Source organism: Nocardia transvalensis, assembly GCF_015477765.1.
Classification (GTDB): Bacteria; Actinomycetota; Actinomycetes; order Mycobacteriales; family Mycobacteriaceae; genus Nocardia; species Nocardia transvalensis_A.
In genome coordinates this window covers 236,811-256,992 of sequence record NZ_JADLQQ010000002.1, presented here as the reverse complement: position 1 = coordinate 256,992, position 20,182 = coordinate 236,811, and the positions used below count along the sequence as shown (strand labels likewise).

The following is a 20,182-nucleotide window of genomic DNA, read 5'->3' as shown; positions in this document are numbered from 1 at the left end:
GGCGCCGAAAGTCCGTACGGTCCCTGGTGCCTGAGAGATTGACGGGGAGGTGCTGCTCCTTCGGCGCCCGGGCCGGAACCCGGAACTCTCCCGCACGGCGGCGACGCAATCGCCAGTCTAAGGCGTACCCGATGAACGGCGTGTTACCGACCCGACGGTTCCCGTGTCGCGCACATCACGGGCCCTCACCGTCAGACGGGCAGCCCGTCGCGGAGCCGGCGGGCCGCGATGGCTATGGCCGCCGCCTGGATCGACACCAGGCGGTCCAGCGGAACGCACTCCCCCGGCGCGTCCCGTTCCACCTCGGCACACCATCGATCGAAGATCGCACCGAATCGATTCCGCTCGGCCACCAGCTCCGGCGACGCATCGCGGCCGATCTCGTCGTCGAGAAGGCGTATCAGCATGCCACCGGCCCGCAGCCGGATGATGCTGGTCCAGACGTACTCCTCGGTGAAGATCTCGCCCCGGGTCGCCGGACGGTCGGTGACATCCCACGCAGCCTTGCCCGCCGCGATGTCCTCGAGGCCCACCCGCATGTCCCGTACCGCGCGCTCGAACGGGCTGCGTCCACTCGAACGACCGGCAATCCGCCCCAAGACCTCCTCGATCACCTCGGCGAGTTCCCGGTGCGCCGCGGCCGCCGCGCGCATGACCTCACCGATCGAGCGTTCCCCGATCGAGTCGTCGTGCACTCGCGCATCGACCCACAGCGGCAGCTCACAGACCAGCCCCGCACTGCCGTACGGTGCCGCGTAGTCCAGGCTGCCTCCCCCGCTGACCGCCGCCGTCACCGGATCATGCGCACCAGCCGCGGCCATGGCGTCCGCGAGTTGGGCGAAACTCGGGAGTTCGAACACCCCCGGGGTCAGCAATCGGGCGCCCGGCGCGTCGGGCTCGCCGCGGTGGATGGGCACGTCCGCGTCGGTGAGGCGCTCGATCAAGGCCGACCAGTAATCGGGATCCCCACCGGAGCAGTAGAAGAAGCCACCGCCGAAATCGCCATTGTGCAGCGAGGCGATCAGGGCGGGGCGGGTGCGATCGATCAGCGTCATCAGCGCCCGGGTTTCCGGCATGGGGGTCCCCACCTCGAGACCACGCCAGGTGGTCGGGAAACACCACTCCGGCTGCTCGTCCTTCGGCGGACGATAGAACGCGCGCGCGACGCCGGTCCGGGTCAGCGGTCCGGCGAACCACCCTTCGTTGAGCCGGGTGCCGTCCGGGTCGACGCAGGGCACGAAATGCCATGCGGCACCGAGGGTTCGCGTTTCGTCCTCGGCGAACCGGCCGAGGAGATGGCGGATCGTGGCCATGCCGATGGGTTCGTTCGGATGGGGATTGCCGAGCACCACGATGTGCCGCTCGCCCGATCCGATGCACACCTCGCGGATCGGGGCGCCCGCCCGGGACCGGCCGATCTCGGTGACCATCACCCGTGCCGGATGCGCCGCGGCGAGTTCGTCGACGAAGTGGTCGAGTTCATCCACCGTCGGGAACCCGTCCACTCGCCCTACCGACCCGATGATCTCGTCGATCTCGTCCACGCGGTTCATCGCCCTGCCTCATTTCAGATAATCAAATTATTCGCGTAACGAGATTATCATCAGTGGCATGCGACGCGCGCAGATTCGGGAGAGCAACCGGCAAGCCCTCATCGCGGCGGCGATCGCCGAGATCGGCGAGCGCGGCTATCAGGCCGCCAAGCTGGGCGATATCGCCGAACGTGCGGGACTGACGACCGGCGCGGTCTACTCCAACTTCGGCGGAAAGAAGGATCTGCTCGTCGCGGCGTGGAAACAACTGATCGAGCAGTTCCGCGAAACGCTGACGCCGCTGTCCGATCCGCAGCTCGACCTGACCGAGGTGCTGCGCCGCTACACCTCGACGGTGCTCGGTTCGGCGGCCGAGGGGCGTGCGCACGAACTGTTCGCCTTCGAGCTGGCGGCGATGGCTGCCGCCATCCGCGACCCGAAACTGCTGGCGCACATCGACTCGGAAGTCCCCCAAGGACTTCCGGTCCTGATCGAATTACTCACCGACCACCGCATCGGTTCGGGAGCGGGGCACCGACGAACGACGAAAGACCAGGCCGCCCGCCTGGCACCGGCCGTCGACACCCTCGTCAAGGGCTTCGCACAGCATGCGATCCTCGGTGGCACGAATGTCGACCGGGACTATGTGGTCGACTGCGTGATCGCGTTGACCGCGCTCATCGACTGACGTCGGTCAGCCGGTCTTGCGGCTCATCCGCGCCTTGCGGCGATAGGCCAGCTCGTCCTCCGGGCGGTCGCTGGCCGAGTGGGCCTCGGCGCGCTCGGCGGGAAAGTTGGCGATGGCGCCGGTCAGCTCGCGCATGGCGCCGCTGACGGCGATGCCGAACACGCCCTGTCCGCCCTGCAGTAAATCGACGACCTCTTCCGGTGAGGTGCACTCGTAGACGGTGGTGCCGTCGGAGAACAGGGTGATGCCCGCCAGATCCTCGACCCCGCGGCTGCGCAGATGGTCGACGGCGATCCGGATGTTCTGCAGCGAGATGCCCGCGTCGAGCAGGCGCTTGACGATCTTGAGAACCAAGATGTCCTTGAAGGAGTACAGCCGCTGGCTGCCCGATCCGGAGGCGCTGCGGATCGACGGGACGACCAGGCCGGTCCGGGCCCAGTAGTCGAGCTGGCGATAGGTGATCCCCGCCACCTGGCACGCACTCGGAACCCGATAACCCACCAGATCGTCGGGGACGGTGTCATCGGGGAACAGCCCTGGCTGCACCACCGCGGGGGGCCGCGCACCAGATTCTGTCTGCCGTGGTTGGTCTCCCACCTGACAACTCCCCTCACTGCTTCGCCGAAGTACAACAACGGCCTAACTATCGAGGTTACTCCCTCGATTGTCTCGGCAGCACAGCCCTGCGACCAAACTCCGTGAGCGGCGTGTTTCTCGACCTCTACGTGAGGTTGAATACCTAACTATCCGTCGCCTTGAAGTCGTCCGGCGACACCGACTCGAGGAATTCCTTGAACTTCTCGACCTCGTCCTCGCGCTCGTCGGGCATGACCAGCCCGGCCTCCTCGAGCACCGGCTCCTCGGCATAGATGGGGCAACCCACCCGCAAGGCGATGGCTACCGAGTCCGACGGCCGGGCCGAGATCCGCAGATCGTTCTCGAACACCAGGTCGGCGTAGAAGGTGCCCTCCTGCAGATCCACGATCCGGACCTCCTTGAGGGTGTGCCCGAGCTCGTGGATCAGGATCTTGATCAGGTCGTGCGTCAGCGGGCGGATGGGCGTGACACCCTCCTGCTCCAGGACGATCGCAGTCGCCTCGGCCTGCCCTATCCAGATGGGCAGGTACCGATCCCCGGACACCTCGCGGAGCAGCAGCACAGGCTGGTTCTGGGGCTGCTCGACACGGATGCCGATCACACGCATCTCACTCATGACTCCACCTCGCTGGCGCTCGCTGGCCGTATCACCGAGTCTAGGCGATGATTTCAGCCGCCGAGGGCAGCGCGCACCGACGTCTTCACCAGACTGGTATGCAGCGTCAACGACAGCGCGGCGAGCTCGCGCACCGTCTCCTCGGCCCGGGCGCGCGCGTCGGCGTCGCGCCCCTTGGCGATCGGGGCGGCAATCTGGGCGACCATCGCGGCCTCACGATCGGCGGCCAGTTTGAAGGCGCGTAGATGCCGTGCCTCCAAACCGAATTCACTGAGCGCCTTGGCGGTACGCGCCAGCGTGACCGCCTCGGCATCGAAAAACCCCGCCGCGCCAGGGGTGATCAGATTGGCGCGGATCAGTTCGGTGAGGAACTTCTCATCTATCCCGGCTTGCTCGAGCAGATCCGTTCGGGTGATACGGATTTCGTGATCGAAGCGCAGCTCGTCCGGCGAGATCTCACCGGGAACCACGCCGAGCCTCCGGGGCGGAGTGAGCCCATTGCCGGTGCGGCCGGACTCGGGCGCACGCCCCGATCCGTCCGCACCGGAGCCGTCGGCCCGGGCGCGCGCCTCGCGCACTCCGAGCGTCGCGGCACCACTGTCGATCGCCTCGAGTTGTTCCTTGATCACCTTCAGCGGCAGGTACTGGTCGCGCTGCGCGGTCAGGATGAACCGCAGCCGTTCCACGTCGGCGACCGAGAACCGGCGATAACCCGAGGGCGTGCGCTCCGGGCTGATCAGCCCCTCCGATTCGAGGAAGCGGATCTTGGAGATGGTGATGTCCGGGAAGTCCGGACGCAGCAGGTCCAGCACGGAGCCGATCGACATTCCTCCGCGGGTCCACTGCGCTGCGCCTGTCATCTCGCCCCGGCCTGCTATAGAGCGCCCGCCGCGTCGTTCTGGGCGGGTCGCGGGCCGGTCAGGAACACCAGCCGGAACTTGCCGATCTGCACCTCGTCACCGTTCTGCAGCTCCGAGGAATCCACCGGCTCGCGATTGACGTAGGTGCCGTTCAGACTGCCCACGTCCACGACCTGGAAGGTGTCGTCGTCCTGCCGGAACTCCGCGTGGCGACGGGAGACGGTGACATCGTCGAGAAAGATGTCGCTGTCGGGGTGGCGCCCCGCAGAGGTGGTGGGCTGATCCAGCAAAAACCGCGAGCCCGCATTCGGGCCACGCTTGACCACCAACAGGGCGGCCCCTGGAGGCAGGCCCTCGACCCCTTGCACCGGCTGCTCGCCGGTCTGCTCACCGGTGCGCGACGCGTCGACCTCGTTGAGGAAGTCAGCGCGGAATACCGATGTGGTCTCGGCCGCGCTCTCCCCGTAACCCGGGTCTTTGTTCTCGCTCACCCTTGCTCTCCTCCTCGAACCGATTATCCGTACAAGCATCCGAAGCCGTCACCCAACGCGACCGGCTGTCGCGCCCTTGGAGATTCCGGCACCGGCCGCCGGCACATCTGTTGGCATTGACCGTACCCTGCCAGGGCGATCCCGTGCAGGTAGAACTGTGAAGGCGGGTTCAGCCCCCGATAACTCCTTGATAACCTGCGGCATCGAGCAGTTCACCGAGTGTCGAGTCCAGCGCGGCGGCGTCGTCGACCTCCAGCTCGAACATCCAGCCCTCACCATATGGGTCGCTGTTGAGAGTCTCCGGTGCGGAATCCAGATTCTCGTTCACCGCAACGACTTTCGCGCTCAGCGGCGCATAGATATCGGAGACGCTCTTGGTGGATTCGACCTCCGCGATGCCGTCTCCGGCCGCGACCTCGGTATCGACCGCGGGCAGCTGCACAAAGACGACGTCACCGAGCTGTGACTGGGCATAGTCGGTGATGCCGACCTGCACGCGGGTCGGACCGACCCGGCGCACCCACTCGTGCTCCTCGGTGTACCGCAGATCCTCCGGAAGGTCGGTCACAGGCGCAGTCCTTTCACAGGGCTATTTCTCTCTCGCAACGTGCTCACTGTATCGGCTGCCTGCTGTTGTGCGGGACAGCCGGTATGGCGCGGGCGACGGCCAGGGCCTTCCCGAGGTACAGCACCCCGGTCCAGACGTAGACCGTCGCACCCCAGATCAACAGTGCCCAGCCGAAGGCCCGGCCGAAACCTGCCGCCGCCCAGTCCATCTGCCCAGCCAGCAGCCACGGCAGCGCCGACATCAGCGCGAAGGTGGCGGCCTTGCCGAGGTAGATCACCTCCGGCGGGGGCAGGTTGCGGCGGCGGTAGATCGGCAGGACGGCGGTCAGGACGGCGTCACGAGCGATCAAGATCACGACGACCGGCCACGGCAGGATGCCGCGCACCAGGAATCCCAGCAGGGTGGTGATCACGTAGAGCCGGTCCACGAACGGATCCAGCAACGCACCCAGCCGGGAGGACTGGTCCAGCAGGCGGGCCAGTTTGCCGTCCAGGAAGTCGGAGACGCCGCTGGCGATCAACAGCGCGAACGCCCAGCCGTCGGCCCGCTCGATCAGCAGCAACCACAGGAAGACCGGCACGCCGATCAACCGCAGCACGCTCAGCGCATTCGGCACGGTGAGGATGCGATCGGTGCGGCTGTCGGCCGGTTCGGTGGTCACAGCCTGTTGCATACCCGAATCGACCGGACACCGCCATTCGGGCACGCCGTAGCTGCCGCAGACGGCAGGATATGTTCAGCACCGGGGTGGGCGCCGTCACTCCCGGATGACACAATGAGTCAGAAATCGTTTCAGTGTTGTGCGGTGGAGGAGAGGAAGGCCATGCCCGACTTCGACTACGACGTGGTGGTGATCGGCTCCGGATTCGGCGGGAGCGTGAGCGCGCTGCGGCTGACCGAGAAGGGCTACCGGGTGGCCGTGCTCGAATCCGGCCGCCGCTGGCCCGCCGAGGCCATTCCGAAGACGAATTGGAATGTGCGCAAGTCGATTTGGGCGCCGCGACTGGGGCTGACCGGGCCGCAGCGGATCAGCGTGCTCGGCAAGTGCGCGGTGTTCTCGGCCTCCGGGGTGGGCGGGGGCTCGCTGATCTATGGCAATACTCTCTATGAGCCGCTGCCGAACTTCTATCGGGATCGGCAGTGGGCGCACATCACGGACTGGCGCAGCGAGCTGGCGCCCTATTACGACCAGGCCAAGCGCATGCTCGGAGTGGCGCCGAATCCGCGGATGACCCCGGCCGACGAGGTGATCCGATCCATCGCCGACGATATGGGTGTCGGCGACACCTTCCATCCGACCAATGTGGGCGTGTTCTTCAATGAGGACAATCCGGGTGCGGAAGTGGACGATCCCTACTTCGGCGGGGCGGGTCCGCGGCGCAGCGGCTGTATCCACTGCGCGCGCTGCTTCACCGGCTGCCCGCACAATGCCAAGAACACCACGCCGACCAACTATCTCTATCTGGCCGAACAGGCCGGGGCGAAGGTGTTCGAGCTGACCACCGCGACCAAGGTGCGGCCCATGGTCAAGGGCGGCTACGCCATCGAGACGGTTCGCTCCGATCGCTGGGTTCGCAAGCAGCGCAAGACTTTTACCGCCGAGCAGGTGGTGTTCGCAGCGGCCGCGCTGGGCACGCAGAAACTGCTGCACAAGATGCGCGACGAGCAGGTGCTGCCACATCTGTCGCCGCGGCTCGGGGAACTCACCCGCAGCAATTCCGAGGCGATTCTCAATGTGATGAGCCGGGAGCGGACCGATTTCGCCGAGGGGATCGCCATCACCTCCTCCATTCATCCCGAGCCCGATACCCATATCGAGGTGTGCCATTACGGCAAGGGGCAGAATGCGCTGTTCCCGCTGTCGGCGCCGATCGTGGACGGCGGCGCGTTCCGGTTCCTGCGGTTCCTGCTGGGCATCGTGCTGCATCCGCTGGTGTTCCTGCGCAGCCTCAATGCCCGCCGCGCCTCGGAGAAGTCGGTGATCCTGCTGGTGATGCAGTCGCTGGACAACTCGCTGACCTCGTTCCGCCGCTGGGGGCAGCTGAAGACACGGCAGGGCACCGGACAGCCCAACCCGACGTGGATTCCGCTCGCGCACGACGTCGGGCGCCGCTTCGGGCAGAAGGTCAACGGCGATGTGCACGGCCTGATCATGGAGGTGTTCAATATCCCCGCGACCGCGCACTACATCGGTGGCTGTGTGATCGGTGAGGGCCCGGAAAGCGGCGTGGTCGACCCGTATCAGCGCGTATTCGGCCACCCCGGCCTGCATATCGCCGACGGCTCGGCGGTCACCGCCAACCTGGGCGTGAACCCCTCCCTCACCATCACCGCCCAAGCCGAACGCGCCATGGCCTTCTGGCCCAACAAGGGCGAGCCCGACCCCCGCCCCGAACTCGGCCACCCCTACCGCCGAATCCACCCGGTCGCCCCGAACCACCCGACCGTCCCGGACTACGCCCCGGGCGCGCTCCGGCTACCGATCACCCCGGCCGACCCGGCAGTGCCCACCGCATGATCCTGGTCCCGGCGAAAAGCGTGCCGGGACCAGGAAATGAGGTGACAGCGGCACCCGGCAGGACCAGGAACGAGGTCACGCCGAGGCTTGGCGGGCACGCCGGGGTGGCGGATACCCGCTCGAACCGGTGCGCCCGCTTATGCTTTCGGGTAGCGAGTGTCGATGGGAAGGGCGGGTGCGCAATGCTGGTGCGGGTGCAGAACGCCGCCGGCAGCCTGGCCGAGCGGGTGCTGATCGACTGGTTGCGCACCTGGAAAGGGGCGGGGGACCCGCGCGGCGTGGCCACGGTGAACTGCAGCCTGTTCTATGCCGATCGGCTGCATCAGTTCGATGCGGTGATCTGGACGCCGAGCAGCTGCGTGGTGCTCGAGGCCGAGGCGCTGGTGGAGCGGGTGAGCGGGGAACTCGAGGTGCCGCTCAACGGTCCCTGGCGGGTGGGCAGCCAGGTGGTGACGCTCGAGGGCGGCGACCGCCGCACGCCGCTGGACAAGTCGCGCGAACACACCTTCGCCCTGCAGAGCTGGCTGGCCGAGCGTGGGCTCGGGCAGCGCGTGGTGCACGGGGCGGTACTGGTGGTGCCGCCACACGGGGTCACCCTGAAGGTCCGGCAGCTGTGGAACGACCCCAGCTTCCAGGTGTTGATCGGCGACGATCAGAAGCGACTCGCCGACTATCTGAACACCCTCGCCTCGCAGGGGCGCGCCCAGTGGACGGTCAACGACGTGGCGATGTCGTTCCGCGGGCTGGGCATCCTGCCGTATCTTCCCGCTCCGCAGGATCTGGTGCGCGAGGGTTTCGGCGGCCCGGTGGACACCACGCTCTGGTACGGCGGTCCGCAGCAGGCCCAAGCCGAGGCCTATATGGAGGAATTGGCGCAGGCCGAGCAGTCCGGCCGCGGGCCGCTGGGCGCCATCCGCATGCCGTGGTACAGCCCGTGGCAGCTGTATCCGAAACAGTCCGACGGCATCGATATGGGGCGGGCGTTCATGCGCATCACCCTCGCGCTGGGCATGCTCATCGCGTGCGCGTGGGTGCTGTGGTTCGTGCTGGCGGTGCTGCTGACCTACGCCCCTTGATCTCCCCCAGCACCGCGTAGATCGCCACGATCAGGGCGACGGCCGCCGCGCTCCCGCCCATGACATCGGTCGGATAGTGGTACCCGAGCCCGACCATGCCCACCGCGACCCCGGCCAGCACGACAACCGCGACGCTCACCTCGATCACCCGCGTCCGTGTCTCGGCGGCCACCAGCACGAAAGCCGTTGCGATGGCGACGAAATGCACGGTATGCCCACTGGGATAGGCCAGATAGTCGTGTAAATGCCGATGCCACAACGGCTTCAGTCCCCACGTGTTGACCGCGACCACGAATTCCGGTGCCACGAGCAGAAACCCGACAACCCACCACTGCCGCCGCCCGGCATACCACACCGCCCCCACCACCAACAGCGGCAACAGCACATAGCCATTACTGGGCACCACCAACGCCCGATACACCCCCGGATGCGCATCCAACGCCCCGTGCACCCACTCCCCCACCACCCGATCGAACCCCGTCGCCCCGCCATCCCCCGGAAACCCCAACGGCACCAACACCGTCACCAACACCCCGGCAACCACCGCCACCACGAACGCGACCCGCCGCCCAACCCCACCATCGACCACTCTCTCCACCCCTCGACCCTAACCACCCGGCCTACCAACCGGTGCCCCGGCGGCGCGCGCTCTTTACCGCACCCTTTGTTGCGCTTCGCACCCCCTGCAGACGGTCACAAGGGGTGCGAAGCGCAAGGAGGGGTGCGGCTGTCGTATCAGGCCGGGGACGCCGAGGGCTCGATGCCCTGGTGGACGCTGGGGTCGTCGAGCATGGTGGCGTGGAGCATGGATTCGGGGACGCCCAGGGCCTCGACGAGGACGGAGGCTCGAGGGCGGAGGCGGTCGACGAGTTCGTTGACGCCACGGCGGACGGCCTTGGCCCGGTCGACGGACATGAAGCGGTGCATGATGTACCAGGCCTGGTTCTGTTCGATGGTGGAGTAGACGAACAGATCGCAGACGGTGTCGGCGAGCTCGCGGGCCTGCGGGTCCTCGATATCGGCGATGCCCTCGATGAAGGCCTCCAGGATCAACCGTTCGATATGCGCCTCGCCGGCGATCAGGATGTGGTCCTGCGCGTTGTTGAACGCCTCGAACGGGCCGGTCTCCTCGGCCCGGGCGCGCAACCGATGCGCCGCCGTGCGAACCAGATAGTCCTCCCGGTCGGCGAACAACTGCAGCTGCACCGAGCGCCGCGACAGATCGCCGTCGTCGACACCGTCGTCGCCGCGGTCGCGCAGCCGCTGAATCAGCTGCCGCACACCGGAACTCTCGCGCACCACATCGCGCGCCATGGTGGCGGCGAACCGCACCCAGCCCATGGCGTCCAGATCGCGCACCTCATCGGAGTAGGCCGTCAGCAGTTCCTTGGCGACCAGCTGGGTGAGCACCAGATTGTCGCCCTCGAAGGTGGTGAACACATCGGTGTCGGCCTTCAACGTGACCAGACGATTCTCCGTGAGATACCCGGCGCCACCGCAACATTCGCGACACTCCTGAATCGCGCGGGTGGCGTGGCGGGTCTGGGCGACCTTCAACCCTGCGGCCCGCTTCTCGAGCGCCCGCTGCGCACTCGGGTCCAGATCCTGCCCGGTCTGCACCAGATGCATGCGGCGCACCAGGTCGTTCTGCGCGAACGACAGCGCGAACGAGCGCGCCACCAGCGGCAGCAACCGGCGCTGATGGCTGCGATAGTCCAGCAGCACCGTCTCGGTGCCGGTGTCGGGATCGGCGAACTGACGCCGCTTCTCGGCGTAGCGCAGCGCGATGCTCAACGCGACCCGCGCCCCCGCCGCGGCCGCGCCGCCGACACTGACACGCCCGCGCACCAGGGTGCCGAGGGTGGTGAAGAAGCGGCGGCTCGGGTTCTCGATCTCGGAGCTGTAGGTGCCGTCGGGCGCGACATCGGCGTAGCGGTTGAGCAGATTCTCGCGCGGGATACGCACCTGGTCGAAACTGATGCGGCCGTTGTCGACCCCGGGCAGTCCGCCCTTGAGACCGCAGTCGGAGGTGGTTACCCCCGGCAAATCGTTACCGTGGTCGTCGCGGATCGGCACCAGGAAACAGTGCACGCCCTGGCCCTCGCCGCCGGTGATCAACTGCGCGAACACCGCCGCCATCCGGGCGTGCTCGGCCGCGCCGCCGATGTAGTCCTTGCGCGCGGATTCGGTCGGGCTGTGCACCACGAATTCCTGGGTGGCCGGATCGTAGGTGGCGGTGGTCTCCAGATGGGCCACATCGGACCCGTGCCCGGACTCGGTCATCGCGAAGCACCCGAGCAGATCCAACGACAGCAGCCGCTTGACGACATCGCGGTGCCGTTCGGAGCCCAGATTCTCCACCGCTCCCCCGAACAACCCCCACTGCACGCCGCATTTCACCCACAGCGACAGATCGGCATAGGCGAGCATCTCCAGCCCCGTGACCGCGCCGCCCGGATCGCCGGTGCCGCCGTTCTCGAGCCGGAATCCCCGCTCGGCCAGCCCGAATTCGGAAACCAGCCGCATCTGCTCGAGCACCCGCGCCCGGGCGGCCTTGTAGTCCAGATACGGGTCGCCGAACAACCGGTCGTCACACAGTTGCCGACGGGCCTGCTCGCGCACCTCGCGCCAGGGGCCGTCCAGTGCCGCACGCAGATGATCCGCGGGGGAAGTGTCTCCGGTCGCCATAACCCCGACCCTAACGGCGGCACCCCCGCACGCCCTCGTGATCACCCTCACGTGTCGCGTGCGCGCCGCGGCTGACGGATCACCGAAATCGCCACTACCTTGGCGAGGTATGAGGGAGCGCAGCGAGCGAACAAGACAGACAGTAGAGCCATCGCTCGTGACGGCATCGAGCGCCGGCGAGGGCTCCGCATGAGCGATGAGGTGCAGACGCAGCCGATCCAGGTGCTGGCGCCGCCGGGCCGGGCGTCGCGGGTCCGCCAGCTGATGGGGCGATTCGTCGACCGGCTCGTCGCCGAGCGCAAGGCGACCGTCGACGCCGTCGTGGAGGCCCCGGCCCCGCTGCAGCCGATCGACCTGACCGACGATGCCCGCGTCACCCAGGTGCTGGAGCTGGCCGAGCGGGTCGGTGAGGTGGTGCTGGCGTCGGGGACCGCGGTCACCGACACCACCACCCAGGTCGAATTCATCGCCTCCACCTACGGGTTGTCGCAGTGCGATATCGACGTCACCTACAACGCGATTCGTATCTCCGCCGACCGTGGGCCGTCGCTGCCCCCGGCCAGCACCATGCGGGTGGTGAACTACCGGTCGCTGGACTTCACCCGGCTGGCCGCCGTCGACCGCCTCACGCGCCGCATCCGCCGCGAGCTGGTGCCGCCGGAGGACGCGCACGCCGCGCTGGACGCCATCACCACCGCACCCCACCCCTACAACCGGTGGGTGGCCACCTTCGGCTGGTCGCTGCTGGCCGCCGCCATCGGGATGCTGCTCGGCGGCGGGATTCTCGTGGCCGCCGTCAGTTTCATCGCCACCGCGCTCATCGACCGCACCAACCGGGCGCTCAACCGCCGCGGTCTGCCGTTCTTCTTCCAGGCCATGGCCGGCGGTGCCATCGCGACCGCGCCCGCGATCGTGCTGGCCACCTTCGCCGGACGCCTCGAGGCCAATCCGTCGTTGATCGTCGCGGCGGGAATTACGGTGCTGCTCAGTGGATTGCAGTTGGTCGGCGCGGTCGAGGACGCGATCACGGGCGCACCCATCACCGCGGCGGCGCGCATGCTCGAGTTGCTCATGATGACCGGCGGCATCATCGCCGGTGTGGCGCTGTCGCTGCGGCTGGCCGACATGCTGCACGCGGTGTCACCGCCGATCGACATGTCCTCCTCGACCAGCATCACCGACCTGCCCGTGCAGTTGGCCGCCGGTGCCGTGGCATCGCTGGCGTTCGCCCTGGCCTGCTATGCCGAACGCCGGGCGCTGGCCGCGGCCGCGCTCAGCGGTGCCGCCGCGACCGCCTGCTATCTGCTGGTACAGCATTCCGGATTCGGGCCGGTGGTGTCCTCGGGTGTGGCCGCGACGGTGGTGGGCCTGGCCGGTGGTCTGATGGCGCGGCGTTCGCTCACCCCGCCGCTGGTCGTCGCGATGGCCGGAATCACCCCGCTGCTCCCGGGTCTGAAGCTGTACCGCGGCCTGACGGCCCTGCTCAACGACCAGCAGCTGCTCGGCCTCAATCAGCTGCTGGCCGCCTTCGCCATCGGCTGCGCCCTGGCCGCCGGTGTGACCCTCGGCGAATGGATCGCCCGCTTCCTGCGCCGCCCGCGAATCCTGCAGCGATTCCAGGGAATTCGACGGCCGACGCTGGGCCCGGGACAGTGAGGGTCAGGCGGGCGACAGGCCTATGGAGCCGGCCAGCTCGGCGAGGGTGGCGTCGAACAGGGCGTCGGGGTCGCTCACGGGCATCGGGTAATTGCCGAAGACCTCGAGGGTGACGTGGCCGTACAGGCGGGCCCAGAACTGGATCATCAGATACGTGACGCCCAGATCCAGCTTTTCGACCGGGAACTTCTGTTCCGTGTCGGCAAGGGCGGCAAGCAGTTCGGCCCGGAAGCCGACCAGATCCTCGCGCAGCGCCTCCGGAATCGCCTCCGTCGGCGGGGTGACGATGTCGTAGGTGGCCAGCAGCCGGCCCGCCGCCTCCAGGAAGATGCGGCCGAACGGCTCGTCGAACTGCCGCATGGCGCTGGTGCCCGTGCCCGCCGGTGAGGCGAACACCAGGGTGAACTCGCGGGCATGGTCCAGCGCCCACCGCCGAAAACCCTTGCAGATGGCGAACAGCTGCACCACGCCGTCGTCGGGCAGCTCGGCCACCTGCGCGGCCAGCTCCTTGGCCAGATCCACGCAGATGTCGTGCCGCAGCGCCCCCACCAGATCGTCGCGGGAGGCGTAGTAGCGGTACAGCGCGGGCGCGGTGATCCCCAGTTCCCGCGCGATGGCACGCAGGGTGACCGCCTCGGGCCCCTGCTGCACCAGCAACGCCCTGGCCACCCGGCGAATATCCGCATCGTGCACCGCGGGCATCCGACCCCGACGCGCGGTTTGTGTCATAACGTGTGCGACCTGCCAGTTCTCGTATCCATCCGACCCCCCTGAGCCTAACGGCAATCACATACGATTCCGTTGCAGGCCCGGCAAGATCCCGGCGAAAAGCACGCCGGGAATAGGAGGGGGCGGCACGCCGGGACATGGGTGAGCAGCACACCGGAACGTGCGGCGGATTACTCGTAGGCGACCTGCCAGGACTTGATGCCGTTCAGCCAGCCCGAGCGCAGGCGGGCGGGTTCGGAGAGCTGGCGCAGGTTGGGCATGACATCGGCGATGGCGTTGAAGATCAGGTCCAGTTGCAGCCGGGCGAGGTTGGCGCCGACGCAGTAGTGGGTGCCGGTGCCGCCGAAACCAACGTGCGGGTTGGGATCTCGCAGGATGTTGAACTTGAACGGCTCGTCGAAATGGTCCTCGTCGAAGTTGGCCGAGGCGTAGAACAGGCCCACCCGCTGCCCCTTCTCGATCGGCTGCCCGCCGAGTTCGGTGTCCGACAGCGCGGTCCGCTGGAAGGCGATCACCGGGGTGGCCCACCGCACGATCTCGTCCGGCGCGGTGCGCGGCCGCTCGGCCTTGTACAGCTCCCACTGCTCGGGAGAGTCGACGAACGCCTTCATCCCGTGCGTGGTGGCATTGCGGGTGGTCTCGTTCCCCGCGACCGCCAAAAGGATGACGAACCAGGCGAATTCGTCGGACCCCAGCGACTCACCGTCGATATCCGCGGTGACCAGCTTGCTGACGATGTCGTCGGCCGGACACTGGCGCCGCTGTTCGGCGAGATTCCAGGAGTAGCCCATGATCTCGGCCGTGGCGACCTTGTGGCTGCCGTCGTATTCGGGATCGTTGTATCCCATCATCTGGTTCGACCACTCGAACAGCTTGCCGCGATCGGACTGCGGCACACCCAGCAGTTCGGCTATCGCCTGCAGCGGCAGCTCACACGCCACCTGCTTGACGAAATCACCGCTGCCGGACTTCTTGGCCTCGTGGACGATTCGCTCGGCCCGGTCGTGCAGCGCGGCACGCAGGCTCTCCACCGCACGCGGGGTGAAACCCCGCGAGATGATCCGGCGCAACTTGTCGTGCGCGGGCGGATCGGTGTTGACCAGCATCGCCCGCTGAATGTCGATCTCGTCGCGGGTGATCTCGCCGTTGAACCGGATCACCGCCGTATTGGCGTTGGTGGAGAACACCTCGGAGTTCTTGGAGATCTCCTTGACGTCGTCGAGCTTGCTCACCACCCAGTAGCCGCCGTCGTCGAAACCGCTCACCCCGTCCGGCTGATCCACCCACCAGACCGGCGCGGTGCGGCGGAGCTCGGCCCACTCCTCGATCGGCAGTCGGGTGGCCAGCAGGTCGGGATCGGTGAAGTCGAAGTCGTGCGAGATGGACGGAGCGGACACGGTACCTCCTTTGGAACACGTTCCACAGGAGTGAACCACATCACAGCTATTTTGTGAACACCTATTAGTAAATGTTGTTCACTCAAGCTGTCAGGCCCGTTGACGCCGGTCAGTAGGCCCCGTCCCCGCGCGTCACCGCCCCGATGGTCTTGGCGATGAGCAGCAGATCCAGCACCATCGACCAGTTCTCCACGTAGGACAGATCCAGCCGCACGGCGTCCTCGACCGACAGATCCGACCGCCCGCTGACCTGCCACAGCCCGGTCACGCCGGGCTTGACCAGCAGACGCCGCCGCATCGTGCCGTCATAGGACTCGACCTCCCGGCGCACCTGCGGGCGGGGTCCGACCACGCTCATCTCGCCACGCAGCACGTTGAAGAACTGCGGCAACTCGTCGAGGGAGTACTTACGGATCACCCGGCCCACGGCCGTGACCCGCGGGTCGTCCTTCATCTTGAAGTACAGCGGACTGCTGCCCTGGGCCTCGATCAGCGCGCCGACGTGCGCCTCGGCGTCGACGTACATACTGCGGAACTTGATCATGCGAAACGGCTTGCCGTCGCGCCCGATTCGCTCCGATAGATAGAACACCGGCCCGGGGCTGGTGGCCTTGATCGCGACGGAGATCGCAATCAGCACCGGCGCGACGGCCAGCAGCGCCGCGAGCGCGAAACAGCAGTCGAACATCGCCTTCCTCATCGAGGCGGCGCGACCGTACCGCGGCTTGCCCACGTGCAGCATCGGCATGTCGGCGACCAGCCGGTGGGTGAGGCGGGTGCCGGAGATGTCGACGAGGCCGGGTGTCACGATGAGTTCCACGCCGAGCGGATCGAGTTCCCAGGCCATGCGCCGGAAGTCGGCCGGACCCAGATTGTCGGTGGCGGTCACCGCCACGGTGTCGGCACCGCTGACCCGGACCGCATCCAGCACCGAACGATCATCTCCCACAATGGGAATGGCCCGTCCGTCCACGCACAGATCCGGTGCCGCGCCGTCGGGCGTGCAGACCCCGACCACGTGGTATCCGGAGGCGAGATCGCGGGAGAAGGCCGCCACCATGGCCGCGGCCGCCCCGCGACTGCCCACCACCAGCACGCGGGTCGAATACTCGCCTGACACACGGCGTTTGGACACCCACTGCCGCCACATCCGCCGCTGCACGATCAGACCGGCCACGCCGAGGGGCAGCGCGATCGCCAGATAGCCGCGAGCGATATCGAATCGGAAGATCAGCGATCCGATCGCGATCACACCGAACAGCTTCAGCGTCGCCGTCACCAGCCGCCGGTATTCCTCTGTGCCACTGCCGATTACGCGCGGCGACCGGGCGCCCGCGCCGGCCAGGAAGGCCGACCAGGCCACCACGATCGACGCCGAAACCACGGTGTAGCCGACCGCCAGCGGCAGCCGCGTCGCCAACGGCGGATCGACGGGCCCGCCGAAGCGGATCACCTGGGCGGCGGCGACGGCCAGCGCGACCACCGCCAGATCGCCGATCCACAGTCGCCGCACATACTCGGATTGCCAGCGTTCGCGCTCGGACCGCGGTTCACCCGCAATCCGTGCGGTGGAGCTCGCACGGAGTTCGAAACTCATGAATGAACGCACCTCCCCCGTGGGAGAACTCGGTTCCGCTCCGATCCCCGCTGACCGGTCCCCCAAGGGCTTACACCGTGACAACCGATGGGTTCGACGATGTTTCGCCGACCAGAAGGCGAATGTTACTTCCGATATCATGATCATGTCCGTCGAATGCGGGCGGCGAGGGCGTCTCCCCGAATTAGCCGGTAACAAAGCAACCGGTCCTCTTTTGCATTCCCCCCGCCACCCCTATCGCTGCCCGGCGCACCCGGCTCATCCCACCCAGCGCGGACGGGGCCGAATAATACTTCTGCCCCGAAGGATTCCCGGGTAGCTCCCCGAATACTGACGGTCGGGTAGGGAGTGAAACCGACCGAAATTCAGGGCAACCCTGGTCCGCGTTCTTGCCACGGCAACCCCGAATCGTGTTGTAACGTAAATACCGTCGACGCCGACGTGCAGGTCGTAGCGGCGCTTCCGCCGCCGACCCCGGCCCGGCGAAAGGTGGGGAATTCATCCGTGCGTTGCCGTTTGTGTGACTCCGATCGAATGGTGAGTGTCGTCGATCTGGGTGCCACTCCGCCGTGTGAGAAATTTCTTACCGCAGCGGAACTCGATCTTCCGGAACCGACCTATCCGCTACATCTGCGGATATGCGCGGAGTGTCTACTGCTGCAGCTTCCGGCGTTGATCACCCCGGCGGAGACGTTCACCGAGTACGCCTACTTCTCGTCCTATTCCGATAGCTGGGTGCAGCATGCGAAAACTTTCGTCGATCAGGCGATCATCGAGTTGTCGTTGGATTCGGACGCATTCGTGGTCGAGGTCGCCAGCAACGACGGATATCTGCTACAGCATGTCACCGCAGCCGGTATCGACTGTCTCGGCATCGAACCGTCGGTGAATGTGGGCGCGGCCGCGCGGGAGAAAGGCGTTCCGACGCTCACCGCCTTCCTCACCGAGGAGCTGGCGCACACGATCCGGCGCGACCACGGCCCGGCCGATCTGGTGATCGCCAACAACGTCTACGCCCACGTGCCCGATCTGCTCGGGTTCACCCGTGCGCTGCGGGAACTGGTCGCCGACGACGGCTGGGTCTCGATCGAGGTGCACCACGCCCTGAACCTGGTGCGGCTGGGCCAGTTCGACACCATCTACCACGAGCATTTCCAGTACTACACCGTGCTGTCGGCGCAGCACGCCCTGGCGACCGCGGGATTGCGCGTGGTCGATGTGCAGCTGCTGCCCACCCACGGCGGCTCGCTGCGATTGTGGGCGCGACCGCAGGCGGTGGCCTGTCCGCGGCCACGGGTCGGACAGGTGTTGCGGCAGGAGGCCGAGGCCGGATTGCACAGTCCGAGCGGATATTCCGGGCTGCGCCTGCGCGCGGAACGGGTGCGCCACGAGCTGTTGCGGTTCCTGCTCGACTGCCGGGCCAGCGGTCGGCGCACGGCCGGTTACGGCGCCCCGGGCAAGGGCAACACGCTGCTGAACTACTGCGGTATCCGCCCGGATCTGTTGCCCTACACCGTGGATCGCAATCCCTACAAGCACGGCCGGTTCACGCCGGGCACCCGCATCCCCATCCACGCGCCCGAACGGCTCGACGCCGACCGGCCGGATGTGGTGGTGGTGCTGCCGTGGAATCTCGAGACCGAGATCACCGCACAGCTGCGTTATCTCGGCGACTGGGGGGCGCAGCTGGTGTACCCGCTGCCCGCTCTGCATCAGGTGGATCCTTCCGAGGGGTAATTTGTGAAAGTCGTTCTGTTCTGCGGTGGTTACGGCATGCGCATGCGAGGCGGCGCCGATGATCCGGTGCCCAAGCCGATGCAGATGGTCGGTCCACGGCCGTTGATCTGGCATGTGATGCGCTATTACGCGCATTTCGGGCACACCGATTTCATCCTGTGCCTGGGCTACGGCGCGGCCCACATCAAGAACTTCTTCCTCACCTACCAGGAGTCGGTGTCCAACGACTTCGTCATCCGCGGCGGGCAGGTGGAACTGCTGGCGTCCGATATCAGCGAGTGGACGATCACCTTCGTCGACACCGGTCTGGAGTCGGCGATCGGCGAACGCCTGCGCCGGGTGCGCGGACATCTGGCGGGGGAACGGCATTTCCTGGCCAACTACGCCGACGTGCTCACCGACGCGCCGCTGGACGAGATGATCGGCAAGTGCATGGCCGCGGGCGCCGCGGCCTCCATGATGATCGTGCCGCCGCAGTCGTCGTTCCACTGCGTGGATGTCAATTCCGCGGGCGAGGTCGAGCGCATCACGCCGGTGTCGCACCTGCCGATCTGGGAGAACGGCGGCTACTTCGTGCTCACCGACGAGGTGTTCGATCTGCTGCCGCCGGGCGGGGACCTGGTGGCCGACGCGTGCGGCGCCCTCGCCGCCCAGGGCCGCCTGATCGGCTATCAGCATCTGGGGTTCTGGAAACCCGCCGACACCTTCAAGGAGCGCGCCGAACTCGACGCGGCCTATCACTCCGGGCGGCGGCCGTGGATGGTGTGGGAGCGGAGCCGGGCATGCTGAGCCTGCGCGGCGGCGGGGTACGCGAGATCGCCCTGCTCGGCGCCCACTGTGACGATCTGGCCATCGGCGCGGGCGGCACGCTGCTCACCCTCGCGGCATCCGCGGCGTTGCGGGTGCGGGCACTGGTGCTGTGCGGGGGTGGCAGCGTTCGCGCCACCGAGGAGCGTGCCGCGCTCGAATCGTTCTGCCCCGGAGCCGATCTGGAGCTGACCGTGCTGGACCTGCCCGACGGGCACGTACCCGCGCACTGGCAGTCGGCGAAGGAGGCGGTGGCGCGGTTGCGCCGCGAGAGCGATCCGGATCTGGTGTTCGCGCCGCACCGCGGCGACGCGCACCAGGATCATCGCCTGCTGGCGGAGTTGGTCCCGACCGAGTTCCGCGACCACCTGGTGCTGGGCTACGAGATCGTGAAGTGGGAGACCGACACCCCGCACCCGACGCTGTTTCATCCGCTGCGCACCGAGACCGCTCGGCGCAAGGCGGAGCTGCTGCTCAAACACTATCCGTCCCAGAAGGATCGGACCTGGTTCGACGAGGCCACCTTCCTGGGCCTGGCGCGGCTGCGCGGGGTGCAGTGCCGCGCGGACTATGCCGAGGCGTTCGTCCCCGAGAAGACCGTCGTCGATTTCGGAGGTGTGTGACC

At 67.3% G+C, this 20,182-nt stretch carries 19 protein-coding genes and 1 riboswitch; of the genes, 7 read left to right on the top strand and 12 right to left on the bottom strand.

The window, feature by feature from the left end; translation table 11 throughout:
• Positions 1–7 precede the first annotated feature (7 nt).
• Positions 8–103: riboswitch (glycine riboswitch) on the bottom strand.
• A gap of 88 nt (positions 104–191) precedes the next feature.
• Positions 192–1,553 carry a M14 family zinc carboxypeptidase gene (locus tag IU452_RS05195; RefSeq protein ID WP_195107739.1) on the bottom strand — a complete coding sequence of 454 codons (1,362 nt, stop codon included), beginning with the start codon at positions 1,551–1,553 and terminating at the stop codon, positions 192–194.
• A gap of 58 nt (positions 1,554–1,611) precedes the next feature.
• Between IU452_RS05195 and IU452_RS05190 the strand changes: the two genes are divergently transcribed.
• A complete protein-coding gene (locus IU452_RS05190; RefSeq protein WP_195107738.1) occupies positions 1,612–2,220 on the top strand; it encodes a TetR/AcrR family transcriptional regulator in 609 nt (202 codons plus the stop codon).
• A gap of 6 nt (positions 2,221–2,226) precedes the next feature.
• On the opposite strand, the gene IU452_RS05185 is transcribed toward IU452_RS05190, so the two are convergent.
• From IU452_RS05185 to IU452_RS05160, 6 genes are all read right to left on the bottom strand, one after another.
• Complete coding sequence (locus IU452_RS05185) at positions 2,227–2,817, bottom strand: MerR family transcriptional regulator (RefSeq protein ID WP_324192446.1); 591 nt, start codon at positions 2,815–2,817, stop codon at positions 2,227–2,229.
• A gap of 142 nt (positions 2,818–2,959) precedes the next feature.
• Positions 2,960–3,433: a bifunctional nuclease family protein gene (locus tag IU452_RS05180; RefSeq protein ID WP_195107736.1), complete on the bottom strand. Its 474-nt coding sequence runs from the start codon at positions 3,431–3,433 to the stop codon at positions 2,960–2,962.
• Positions 3,434–3,486: 53 nt separating this feature from the next.
• Complete coding sequence (locus IU452_RS05175; protein ID WP_195107735.1) at positions 3,487–4,260, bottom strand: MerR family transcriptional regulator; 774 nt, start codon at positions 4,258–4,260, stop codon at positions 3,487–3,489.
• 47 nt (positions 4,261–4,307) lie between these two features.
• The gene (gene garA, locus IU452_RS05170) at positions 4,308–4,784 is read right to left on the bottom strand and encodes a glycogen accumulation regulator GarA (protein WP_195107734.1); all 477 of its coding nucleotides are present in this window, start codon (positions 4,782–4,784) and stop codon (positions 4,308–4,310) included.
• A gap of 169 nt (positions 4,785–4,953) precedes the next feature.
• On the bottom strand, positions 4,954–5,352 hold the full coding sequence (gene gcvH / locus IU452_RS05165; RefSeq protein ID WP_195107733.1) for a glycine cleavage system protein GcvH: 399 nt from the start codon (positions 5,350–5,352) through the stop codon (positions 4,954–4,956).
• 43 nt (positions 5,353–5,395) lie between these two features.
• A complete protein-coding gene (locus tag IU452_RS05160; RefSeq protein WP_195107732.1) occupies positions 5,396–6,025 on the bottom strand; it encodes a CDP-alcohol phosphatidyltransferase family protein in 630 nt (209 codons plus the stop codon).
• A gap of 150 nt (positions 6,026–6,175) precedes the next feature.
• Between IU452_RS05160 and IU452_RS05155 the strand changes: the two genes are divergently transcribed.
• Positions 6,176–7,870, top strand: coding sequence for a GMC oxidoreductase (locus tag IU452_RS05155; RefSeq protein ID WP_195108261.1), 1,695 nt, complete (start codon positions 6,176–6,178; stop codon positions 7,868–7,870).
• A gap of 194 nt (positions 7,871–8,064) precedes the next feature.
• On the top strand, positions 8,065–8,946 hold the full coding sequence (locus IU452_RS05150; RefSeq protein WP_324192445.1) for a nuclease-related domain-containing protein: 882 nt from the start codon (positions 8,065–8,067) through the stop codon (positions 8,944–8,946).
• Here the strand turns inward: IU452_RS05150 and IU452_RS39125 are convergent.
• Together IU452_RS39125 and IU452_RS05140 are read right to left on the bottom strand one after the other, a co-directional pair.
• Positions 8,885–9,544 carry a phosphatase PAP2 family protein gene (locus IU452_RS39125; protein ID WP_195107730.1) on the bottom strand — a complete coding sequence of 220 codons (660 nt, stop codon included), beginning with the start codon at positions 9,542–9,544 and terminating at the stop codon, positions 8,885–8,887. The two genes, IU452_RS05150 and IU452_RS39125, sit on opposite strands and share 62 nt — an antisense overlap.
• A gap of 137 nt (positions 9,545–9,681) precedes the next feature.
• A complete protein-coding gene (locus IU452_RS05140) occupies positions 9,682–11,634 on the bottom strand; it encodes an acyl-CoA dehydrogenase (protein ID WP_195107729.1) in 1,953 nt (650 codons plus the stop codon).
• 264 nt (positions 11,635–11,898) lie between these two features.
• Here IU452_RS05140 and IU452_RS05135 point away from each other — a divergent pair, with 264 nt between their 5' ends.
• Positions 11,899–13,290 carry a threonine/serine ThrE exporter family protein gene (locus IU452_RS05135; protein WP_195108260.1) on the top strand — a complete coding sequence of 464 codons (1,392 nt, stop codon included), beginning with the start codon at positions 11,899–11,901 and terminating at the stop codon, positions 13,288–13,290.
• Between the two features lie 3 nt (positions 13,291–13,293).
• On the opposite strand, the gene IU452_RS05130 is transcribed toward IU452_RS05135, so the two are convergent.
• The 3 genes from IU452_RS05130 to IU452_RS05120 all read right to left on the bottom strand — a co-directional run bounded on the left by IU452_RS05130 (position 13,294) and on the right by IU452_RS05120 (position 17,013).
• The gene (locus IU452_RS05130; protein WP_195107728.1) at positions 13,294–14,019 is read right to left on the bottom strand and encodes a TetR/AcrR family transcriptional regulator; all 726 of its coding nucleotides are present in this window, start codon (positions 14,017–14,019) and stop codon (positions 13,294–13,296) included.
• Positions 14,020–14,189: 170 nt separating this feature from the next.
• On the bottom strand, positions 14,190–15,416 hold the full coding sequence (locus IU452_RS05125) for a cytochrome P450 (RefSeq protein ID WP_195107727.1): 1,227 nt from the start codon (positions 15,414–15,416) through the stop codon (positions 14,190–14,192).
• Positions 15,417–15,525: 109 nt separating this feature from the next.
• Positions 15,526–17,013, bottom strand: coding sequence for a sugar transferase (locus IU452_RS05120; protein ID WP_195107726.1), 1,488 nt, complete (start codon positions 17,011–17,013; stop codon positions 15,526–15,528).
• Positions 17,014–17,517: 504 nt separating this feature from the next.
• Here IU452_RS05120 and IU452_RS05115 point away from each other — a divergent pair.
• The 3 genes from IU452_RS05115 to IU452_RS05105 are packed head-to-tail and all read left to right on the top strand — an operon-like array spanning position 17,518 to position 20,180.
• Positions 17,518–18,750, top strand: a complete 1,233-nt coding sequence (locus IU452_RS05115) for a methyltransferase domain-containing protein (protein WP_195107725.1) — start codon at positions 17,518–17,520, stop codon at positions 18,748–18,750.
• A 3-nt stretch (positions 18,751–18,753) separates the two neighbouring features.
• Positions 18,754–19,539, top strand: a complete 786-nt coding sequence (locus tag IU452_RS05110) for a glucose-1-phosphate cytidylyltransferase (RefSeq protein ID WP_195107724.1) — start codon at positions 18,754–18,756, stop codon at positions 19,537–19,539.
• On the top strand, positions 19,533–20,180 hold the full coding sequence (locus IU452_RS05105) for a PIG-L deacetylase family protein (RefSeq protein WP_195107723.1): 648 nt from the start codon (positions 19,533–19,535) through the stop codon (positions 20,178–20,180). Before IU452_RS05110 ends, IU452_RS05105 begins: the two co-directional genes overlap by 7 nt.
• The last annotated feature ends 2 nt before the right edge of the window (positions 20,181–20,182 follow it).

Bases quoted from the DNA above. Each gene is read 5' to 3' on its own strand.
- IU452_RS05195 (WP_195107739.1), bottom strand. From the start codon at position 1,553: ATGAACCGCGTGGACGAGATCGACGAGATCATCGGGTCGGTAGGGCGA.
- IU452_RS05190 (WP_195107738.1), top strand. From the start codon at position 1,612: ATGCGACGCGCGCAGATTCGGGAGAGCAACCGGCAAGCCCTCATCGCG.
- IU452_RS05180 (WP_195107736.1), bottom strand. From the start codon at position 3,433: ATGAGTGAGATGCGTGTGATCGGCATCCGTGTCGAGCAGCCCCAGAAC.
- IU452_RS05175 (WP_195107735.1), bottom strand. From the start codon at position 4,260: ATGTCGATCGGCTCCGTGCTGGACCTGCTGCGTCCGGACTTCCCGGAC.
- IU452_RS05160 (WP_195107732.1), bottom strand. From the start codon at position 6,025: ATGCAACAGGCTGTGACCACCGAACCGGCCGACAGCCGCACCGATCGC.
- IU452_RS05155 (WP_195108261.1), top strand. From the start codon at position 6,176: ATGCCCGACTTCGACTACGACGTGGTGGTGATCGGCTCCGGATTCGGC.
- IU452_RS05140 (WP_195107729.1), bottom strand. From the start codon at position 11,634: ATGGCGACCGGAGACACTTCCCCCGCGGATCATCTGCGTGCGGCACTG.
- IU452_RS05135 (WP_195108260.1), top strand. From the start codon at position 11,899: ATGGGGCGATTCGTCGACCGGCTCGTCGCCGAGCGCAAGGCGACCGTC.
- IU452_RS05130 (WP_195107728.1), bottom strand. From the start codon at position 14,019: ATGACACAAACCGCGCGTCGGGGTCGGATGCCCGCGGTGCACGATGCG.
- IU452_RS05120 (WP_195107726.1), bottom strand. From the start codon at position 17,013: ATGAGTTTCGAACTCCGTGCGAGCTCCACCGCACGGATTGCGGGTGAA.
- IU452_RS05105 (WP_195107723.1), top strand. From the start codon at position 19,533: ATGCTGAGCCTGCGCGGCGGCGGGGTACGCGAGATCGCCCTGCTCGGC.